The following is a 7,460-nucleotide window of genomic DNA, read 5'->3' as shown; positions in this document are numbered from 1 at the left end:
GTCTTGCGGCCGCGCCGGTCGGCAAGGCCACCGATCAGCACCGCGCCGAGCGGACGCATCACGAAACCGGCGCCAAACGTGGCAAAGGACAGCAACAGCGAAGCCAGCGGGCTGCTCGACGGAAAGAACAACTTTCCGATGGTGGCGGCGAAGAAGCTGTAGACGGTGAAGTCGTAGATCTCCAGCCCGTTTCCGATCGCGGCGGCGACGATGGCGCGGCGCGAATGCGGGCGGGCCGCGGTAGGGGCGGCGGTGGATGCCGTGCCGGCGGGGCTGGATAGCGCGGTAGGCGCGTGGGTCATGCTTTCCTCCTCGGGTGGGATTGGCTCGGGACGGCTGCGGCGCGGCGCCGTCTCTACTGGTGTGCTGGCATGGTAAGAGCGAGGCGCCGGATAAGCACTTCGCTTTTTTTCATGGGTATGAGGATCGGGAATAGGCGGGGATAGGCGGAAATGGGCGGGAACAAGCGGGCATGGGCGCCAGCCATCGGGAATGGCGGGCGATGCTCAAAGGGGGGAGGGGTGCCGCGCAAGCCGGCGGGGGGCAGCTTACGCGCGTCCATGCAACGGCGCAGGCGCAGGCCAGTTCAGGGGGCGGCCGCRCCGCCCGGGGCCGGGGAGTTGCCGGAAAGCGCTTCCAGCATGGCGTCGTGCAGGCGAGCCGCGGCCCAGGTCAGTACGTGCCGGTCGCGCGTGACCAGGGAGATGGCGCGCTCGGGCACCGGCTCTTCCACCTCGATGAAGTCCATATTGTCCGTGACGAACTTGCTGCCGCGCGATTCGCTGGAAAGCAGGATCAGGGTATCCGCCTTCCAGCACAGTTCCAGCGCCAGTCCCATGGAAGTGCACTCGATCACGCGCGCGGGGGGCGCCAGGCCATTGCCCGCGAACAATTGGTGAAAGGGCGRACTGGTGTCGGAGAGCGGGTCCAGCACCAGCCAGTCTGCCTGCTGCAGCAAGCGCACCGAGCGGGCCGCGCGCAGCGGGTGCCCGCGCCGCCCGGCAATGATGGTCGGCAGGCGGCAGGCCTGGGTGCAATCCAGCCCGCGGTCTGCCGGCAGCAACTGGGAGGTCACGGCAAAGTCCATGGTGCCCTCGCGCAGGTGCTCCAGCAACTGCGTCGGCCGCATCTCCTGCACGCGCAGGCGCGCGTTGGGAAACTCGCGCCGGAAGGTGCTCAGGCAGGCCGCCATCGGCCGCATCACCGCCGTGACCGGCGTCACGCCAACCGTGATCTCGCTGACCACGCTGCCCATCATGTCTTCCAGGTCCTCGCGCGCGCGCCGCACGTTCTCGCTGATCAGCCGGGCATGCGTGACCAGCCGCTGGCCATGGGGGGTAAGGCGCACGCCCTTGCTCGAACGCACGAACAAGGTGGCGCCTACGCTGCTCTCCAGTTCCTTGATGGCCTTGCTCAGCGCGGGCTGCGTCAGGTGAAGGATGCGGGAGGCTTCCTGGATGCTGCCGGTGTCGGCGATGGCGGCCAGGGCGCGCAGCTGGTTAAGCTTCATGGGGAGCCTGCGGAGTCGTGGACGCACATGTTAAAGGCAAAGCGCCCGGCGCAGGTGGCCGGGCGCGGTAACGAACGCCGCAGTTCGCGCTCAGTGTGCCGTCACGCCGGCCGGGCTTGCCGCCGCGGCAAGCGCGCGTGGGCCCTTGTGCGCCGGCAGCTCGCCGCTGAAGGCAAAGTCCACTTCCGGCACATAACCGCTGATGATGTCGGCAATGGCGCGGCCCGAGCCGCAGCCGTGCGTCCAGCCCAGCGTGCCGTGGCCGGTGTTGAGGTAGAGGCCGTCGATCCCGCTGGCACCGATATACGGCACGTTGCCCGGCGTGGCCGGGCGCAGGCCCGTCCAGAAGCGCGCCAGTTCAGGACGGCTCATGTCCGGGAACACGTCCAGCGTGCGTTTGACGATGGCGTCGCAGCGCACCGGGTTCAGGTCCATCGCATAGCCATTGAGCTCGGCGGTGCCCGCTACGCGCAGGCGGTCGCCAAAGCGCGAGAACACCAGCTTGTACTCGTCGTCGGTCAGGCTCACGCTGGGCGCGCGCGCGGGGTCGAGTACCGGCAGCGTCACCGAGTAGCCCTTGGCCGGATAGATATCCAGCTTCACCCCCAGCGGGCGCGCCAGCATCGGGCTGAAGCTGCCCAGCGCAAGCACATAGGCATCGGCGCTTTCGATCTGGTAGCCGCCGGTTTCATCGGCGATCTCCACGCCGCGCATCCTGCCGCCATCGGCATGCAGGCGCTGCACCCGCACGCCGTAGCGGAAGCGCACGCCAAGCGCCTCGCACTTGGCCGCCAGCTCGGTGGTGAAGCGGTGCACGTCGCCGGATTCGTCCTCGCTGGTATAGGTGGCGCCAGCCAGGCGCGGCGCGATATTGGACAGCGCCGGTTCCAGGCGTACGACTTCGTCGGGCCCGATCACGCGGCGCTCGCAGCCCAGTTCGCGCATGATGCGCGCCGGCTCGATGGCCGCGTCGAATTCCTTCTGGCTGGTGTAGAAATGCAGGATGCCGCGCGTCAGGTGGTCATACTCGATGCCGGTTTCCTCGCGCAGGGCCTGCAGGCTGGCGCGGCTGTATGTGCCCAGGTTGAGCAACTGGATCATATTGTGGGTGGAGCGCTTAGCCGTGCACTCGCGCAGGAACTTCAGTCCCCACGACCATTGCGCCGGGTCGGCGCGCAGGCGGAACAGCAGGGGCGCATCCTCCCGGCCCAGCCAGCGCAGCATCTTCAGCGGCGCGGCCGGGTTGGCCCACGGCTCGGCATGGCTGACCGAGATCTGGCCGCCGTTGCCAAAACTGGTTTCCCGGGCGGCGCCCGCGTTGCGCTCCAGCACCACCACCTCATGCCCGGCCTTGGCCAGGTACCACGCAGAAGCGACGCCGATCACGCCGGCTCCCATCACGATGACTTTCATTCTTCAGGCTCCGGACAGCAAAAAGGGGCAGACAGGCCATCTGGCCTGTCTGCCCCCACTGTCCTTTTGCCTGAGAGATTCGCCGCACCCACCACGGGTGCCGGCTTGCCCCTTCGGCGGCCGCATGCCGCGCCACGCTTGGTGGTCCGGTCCGGCGCTCTCCAGTTTTATCGGTTTCCAGTCTTCTGCACCTGAGCGTTTCAGGGGTACGCCTTCGGTAGAGGGGGTAATCCGGTGGTAGCCAGACCGCCTCATTCTCCTGGAAGCCGCACCATAGCACGCGTGGCAGGGAGACTGCAAGGGCAGTATAGGGGCCCGGCAGCGGCGGCGCCAGCCCGCCGCGGGGCCGCGCGCTGTAGCAGCGTTCTGTAGCAGTCCGGCCGGCCCAATTTGGGAGCCGGCGCAGCGGTGACGGGCGTCCGGCGCTCGTCACCGCGCGTTGCCACACCCGGGCCAGCGAGGGTTTGGTGATGCGGTTCGTCGCAACGGCGGGGGCGCTCTCGAGTCAGTGTGCCGTCATGGCCAGCATGGGGTCCCGCCGGGTGCACCGCGACGAGGCGAGCGTGGGCTCGTCGCGCCGTCTGGCGGAGCGGCCTACCGGCACGGGTCGCGGCGTTCGTTCACGGTGCGTACACGGTCGATACGTGCCRGCGCTGCCGCCCATCTGTGTGCGCGGAAACACACTGCGCTTCCGGTTACACATTGTAACCTTTGGTAACACGTGATGTAATGTGTATTGTAAAACGCCATACACATTCCGTTATGAGTTCAGAGAAATCTGTCGGCATCAGCTTCCGCGTGACGCCTCACTTCAAAGCCCTCCTTGAGGCAGCCGCACAGCGGGAGAAGCGCAGCCTCACCAATATGCTCGAGGTGGTACTGGCCGACTACTGTCAGCGCCATGGCATCGGCGGGGAGTCTTCAACTCGCCAAGAAACGACGGCAGTGGGGAGGGGGCGATGAGTGGACTGCAGACGTTTCTGGCGGGCATCAGCCCCACCTTGGGCCAGTTGGGCGGCTTACCCCTCGGCGTCTTTGTGCTGGTTGTCCTGCTGACCGGAGCGTTTCTGGTCGGCTACGGGATACGTGGCATACCCTTGTGGTGGCGCCTGCGCGCATCCGTCCGCCGCATCGAACTGTTGCGCAAGGCTGGCAGCAGCGTCCGTCCTGATGACCTTGCCGATATTTTTCGCTGGGCGCCTGTCAAGCATTTGTGGGCGGAGTACAGCCACACGCTTCATGAGTTGAAGAAGGCGTCGAACGGGGAGTTGAGCGTGGTGGAGGTGCGAGCCACGGTGCCGGCAGAAGCGTTCTTCACCCGGGAAGTGCTTGTGGACAGTCGCCTGTTCGACGATTTCACGCGCCATCTGCCGGGTGTTCTTACTGGGCTCGGCATCATCGGCACCTTTGCGGGCCTATTGGATGGGCTGGGGAAATTTGACCCCTCTTCCACTGCCGCCGCCGTGTCGGGGCTGAAGCCGTTGATGGCGGGGGTGCAGCACGCCTTTGTGGCGTCCGCTGCTGCAATCGGTTGCGCGATGGGCGTGACCTTCGCCAGCAGGCTTGTCCTGGCCTGCCTCTACCAGTTGGTCGAGCGTCTGAACCAGGCTATCGATGCGTTGTATGAGACGGGGGCGGGGGAAGAATATCTGTCTCGGCTGGTGCAATCGTCCGAGCGCAATGAGGCACATACCGCGCAGCTTAAGGATGCGTTGGTCGAAGACATGACCAAGTTGATGAACAACCTGGTCGACCGTCAAATTCAGGCTCAGCAGGAAGCTTCCCGACTGCTGGGCGACCGTATCGGAGAGACCATCTCCGGGTCTCTGGCTGCGCCGATTCAACGGATGACGGACGCGATGGAGCAGACCCACCGCGGCAACGGCGAAGCGGTCACGGGGATGTTGGAGACCATGCTGTCCGGGTTTATGGCGAAGCTGGAGGATACATTCGGCGGCCAGATGCGCGGCATCAATGAGCAAATGCAGCGGTCCATGGACGCAATGACTGCCGTCCAGTCATCGCTTCAAAGCCTTTTGTCGGATATTAAGACCACCAATGAACACGCCGCCAGCCAGATGAGTGGCACGCTGGAAGAGGCGATGAAGAAGGCGGCTGATAATCAGCAGGTTCTCACGGACCAGATGCGGCAGTTTGTCCAGGAGTTCCGGAGCCTGGTCAGCGATGAGCAGGAAAAGTCGAAGCGCGCGATGGATGACGCGGTCATGAAGGTGCTGGGGGAGGTTGCCGCCGGCATGGAGCGCATGGAGGGCTTCCGCAAGGCGGCCGCAGCCGAGGAGACGAGTCGCAATCAACAGCTGAGTGACCAGACCAACCAGCTCGTCGGGGGGCTCACAACGCAGGTGGATGGTCTGCTCAAGTCCGTCGCCGACCAGGTCACCAAGACGCAACACAATATTGATGCCCTGGGCAACGTATCCTTGCGCGCTATCGACGGCATGAATCAGGGCGCCTTGACCCTGAGTGCCGCAGCCCAGCGTTTTGAGTCTGCAGGAAGTGCGGTAAGTGGCGTGTTTGACCGGTCGACACGGGTGTCGGAGCAGCTGACGTCGGCAGCAAACACGCTGCAGGTGGCGGCAGTGGCGGTCCAGCGTGGATTTGACCAGTACGACTCCACGCGCAGGACCGTCGACGCGCAGGTGGCATCGCTGACCGGCCTAATCGAAGCGGCGAAGAAGGAGGCGGGCGTCTCTAAGGACCTGGTCGAGAGCATTAAGGCCAGCGTGGAAGCGTTGCGGCGAGCCGAGTCCGATAGCCGTACGCATCTGGATAGCGTCAATGATGCCCTTCTGAAGGCGTTCCATGAGTTTGGCATTCAGCTGGTCGGTTCCGTCAAGCAGACCATCGCAGAGACTGACCGTCACCTCTCGCAGGGGACGGGGCACTTGAATGGCGTCGTGCAGGAACTGGCGACCGCAGTTCATCGTATGAGGAAGACGTGAGATGCTCGGCCGGGTAATTCTCAAGCGTGGCGCCAAGGCGGAGGGCGAAAGTCCGTTCTGGATTTCGTTCTCCGACCTGATGACGGCACTCATGACGCTGTTTCTGGTGGTGATGGCGGTGACCCTTGTCGCCGTCACCAAGAACCTGAYGGCTGAAGAGGAAGCGAAGATTCAGCGCGAGAAGGATATTCGCGGCGTGATGGCGCAAATCAAGCGAGACTCTGCCCAGAAGAATGTCAACGTCGACGAGTCGACCTACCGTATTGACTTGGGCGACGTCGTACGGTTCGAGAGTGGCGACTACTCCATCAAGCCGGACGCTGCACGCTTCTTGCGTGACTATATTCCAGTGCTATTGAACGCCAAGTCGACCCCGGAAGGGCAGCGATGGATGCGTCGGGTGGTCGTGGAAGGGTTCACGGACCAGGATGGCACGTACCTCTATAACCTTGGCCTGAGTCTCAATCGTAGCCGAAGCGTGGTATGTATGCTGTTTGCTCGCCCCGCGACGGGCGAACGCATTTTGACGGCGTCTCAGCTCCGGCAAGTCCAGGACCTCTTTCTGGTCGGCGGTTATTCCTTCAATTCCATTCGCCAGGACAAGGCGGCCAGCCGCCGCGTGGAGCTAAAGATTGAGTTCTGGGGGGTAGACGAAAAGGGGCCGCCGGCGAACGCGCTCACCAACACCAAGGAGTTCGGACAGTGCTAGCCACGGTGGCGCTAGAGCGCCTGAGGTTCGGGTTGGCCGATGCGCTGGCCTCGATGGACATCTCGGGAGGCAAATTCGGCTTCCCCGAGTATGTCAAACAACAAGCCGCCGAGTCGGAGAAGTTGTTTCAGGGATACAGCCAAGGGGAACGGAACCGAGAGGATGCCTATGCGGCCGCCCGAGCCCTCGTTCGCGGTCAAACGCTCAATGCGTGGCAGCGCGACCTCGCGGCGTCGGCCCTGGCGGAGCCGATTCGTGAGTTGTCGGGCGTCGTGGCGCTTGGCTGTAAGCACTTCCCTGCGCTCCTGGCCTCCTATGAGGTCGAGGCGCAAAACGGCGAGCTGTGGCGGCTTACCTGGCATGGCCTGCTGAGCTCATATTTTTCCTTTGACCCCAGCGCTAGCGTGTCGGATGCGGCGAAGGCCGGCTGGCAACAACTTCGCCTTTTCCTCGAACGGAGCTGGCCCGTCATTGACAGGGGGACGGGCAGCTCGCAGGTTCCCGATTGGGTGGCCGTGCTCCGGAGCGAGTCACAGGTATTGACCGACAAGCCGGCAGACAAATACGCACGTAGCTACCTGATGGGCGACACCGGGCCGGTCGAGAGAATTGCTGCCGACCTCGGCATCCCCCCTTCAAGCTGGTTTTGGCACGCCTTGGTATTGGGGGTCGTTCGCCAAGCCACCGCAACCACGGATGCGGAGTTCAGGCAGCGGATTCCGAGATTGCTGCAGCTGATTCACGATAAGCCGGTGTTTCGGGATGAAGCGGTCGAGTTGATTCTTGTTCGTTACCATGCGTGCAAGGGCGCTTCCCAAGAYGAGCGTCTGCGCGACTTTGTGGTGCAACCCTCGGTCTGGAAGAA

At 64.2% G+C, this 7,460-nt stretch carries 5 protein-coding genes, 1 pseudogene and 1 riboswitch; of the genes and pseudogenes, 3 read left to right on the top strand and 3 right to left on the bottom strand.

Translation table 11 applies throughout. The annotated features are described in order from the left end of the window. The 3 genes and pseudogenes from AC1DKD_RS37005 to AC1DKD_RS36995 all read right to left on the bottom strand — a co-directional run. Positions 1 to 302, bottom strand: a pseudogene (locus AC1DKD_RS37005) (MFS transporter); the annotation flags it as partial. Positions 303 to 586: 284 nt separating this feature from the next. Beyond that, positions 587 to 1,510: a LysR substrate-binding domain-containing protein gene (locus AC1DKD_RS37000; RefSeq protein ID WP_477144411.1), complete on the bottom strand. Its 924-nt coding sequence runs from the start codon at positions 1,508 to 1,510 to the stop codon at positions 587 to 589. Positions 1,511 to 1,600: 90 nt separating this feature from the next. After that, complete coding sequence (locus AC1DKD_RS36995) at positions 1,601 to 2,923, bottom strand: D-amino acid dehydrogenase (RefSeq protein ID WP_441629757.1); 1,323 nt, start codon at positions 2,921 to 2,923, stop codon at positions 1,601 to 1,603. 48 nt (positions 2,924 to 2,971) lie between these two features. Beyond that, positions 2,972 to 3,098: riboswitch (glycine riboswitch) on the bottom strand. A gap of 784 nt (positions 3,099 to 3,882) precedes the next feature. Between AC1DKD_RS36995 and zorA the strand changes: the two genes are divergently transcribed. The 3 genes from zorA to AC1DKD_RS36980 form a co-directional block, all read left to right on the top strand. Further along, positions 3,883 to 5,886: an anti-phage ZorAB system protein ZorA gene (gene zorA, locus AC1DKD_RS36990; protein ID WP_441629758.1), complete on the top strand. Its 2,004-nt coding sequence runs from the start codon at positions 3,883 to 3,885 to the stop codon at positions 5,884 to 5,886. Position 5,887: 1 nt separating this feature from the next. Further along, complete coding sequence (locus AC1DKD_RS36985; RefSeq protein WP_477144410.1) at positions 5,888 to 6,595, top strand: OmpA/MotB family protein; 708 nt, start codon at positions 5,888 to 5,890, stop codon at positions 6,593 to 6,595. Continuing rightward, positions 6,589 to 7,460: EH signature domain-containing protein (locus AC1DKD_RS36980; protein WP_477144409.1), on the top strand; the 872-nt coding region annotated here is incomplete at its 3' end. The genes AC1DKD_RS36985 and AC1DKD_RS36980, both read left to right, overlap by 7 nt.

Source organism: Cupriavidus sp. 05T313, assembly GCF_056396665.1.
This window is presented reverse-complemented; position numbering and strand designations above follow the sequence as displayed.

Bases quoted from the DNA above. Each gene is read 5' to 3' on its own strand.
- AC1DKD_RS36995 (WP_441629757.1), bottom strand. From the start codon at position 2,923: ATGAAAGTCATCGTGATGGGAGCCGGCGTGATCGGCGTCGCTTCTGCG.
- zorA (WP_441629758.1), top strand. From the start codon at position 3,883: ATGAGTGGACTGCAGACGTTTCTGGCGGGCATCAGCCCCACCTTGGGC.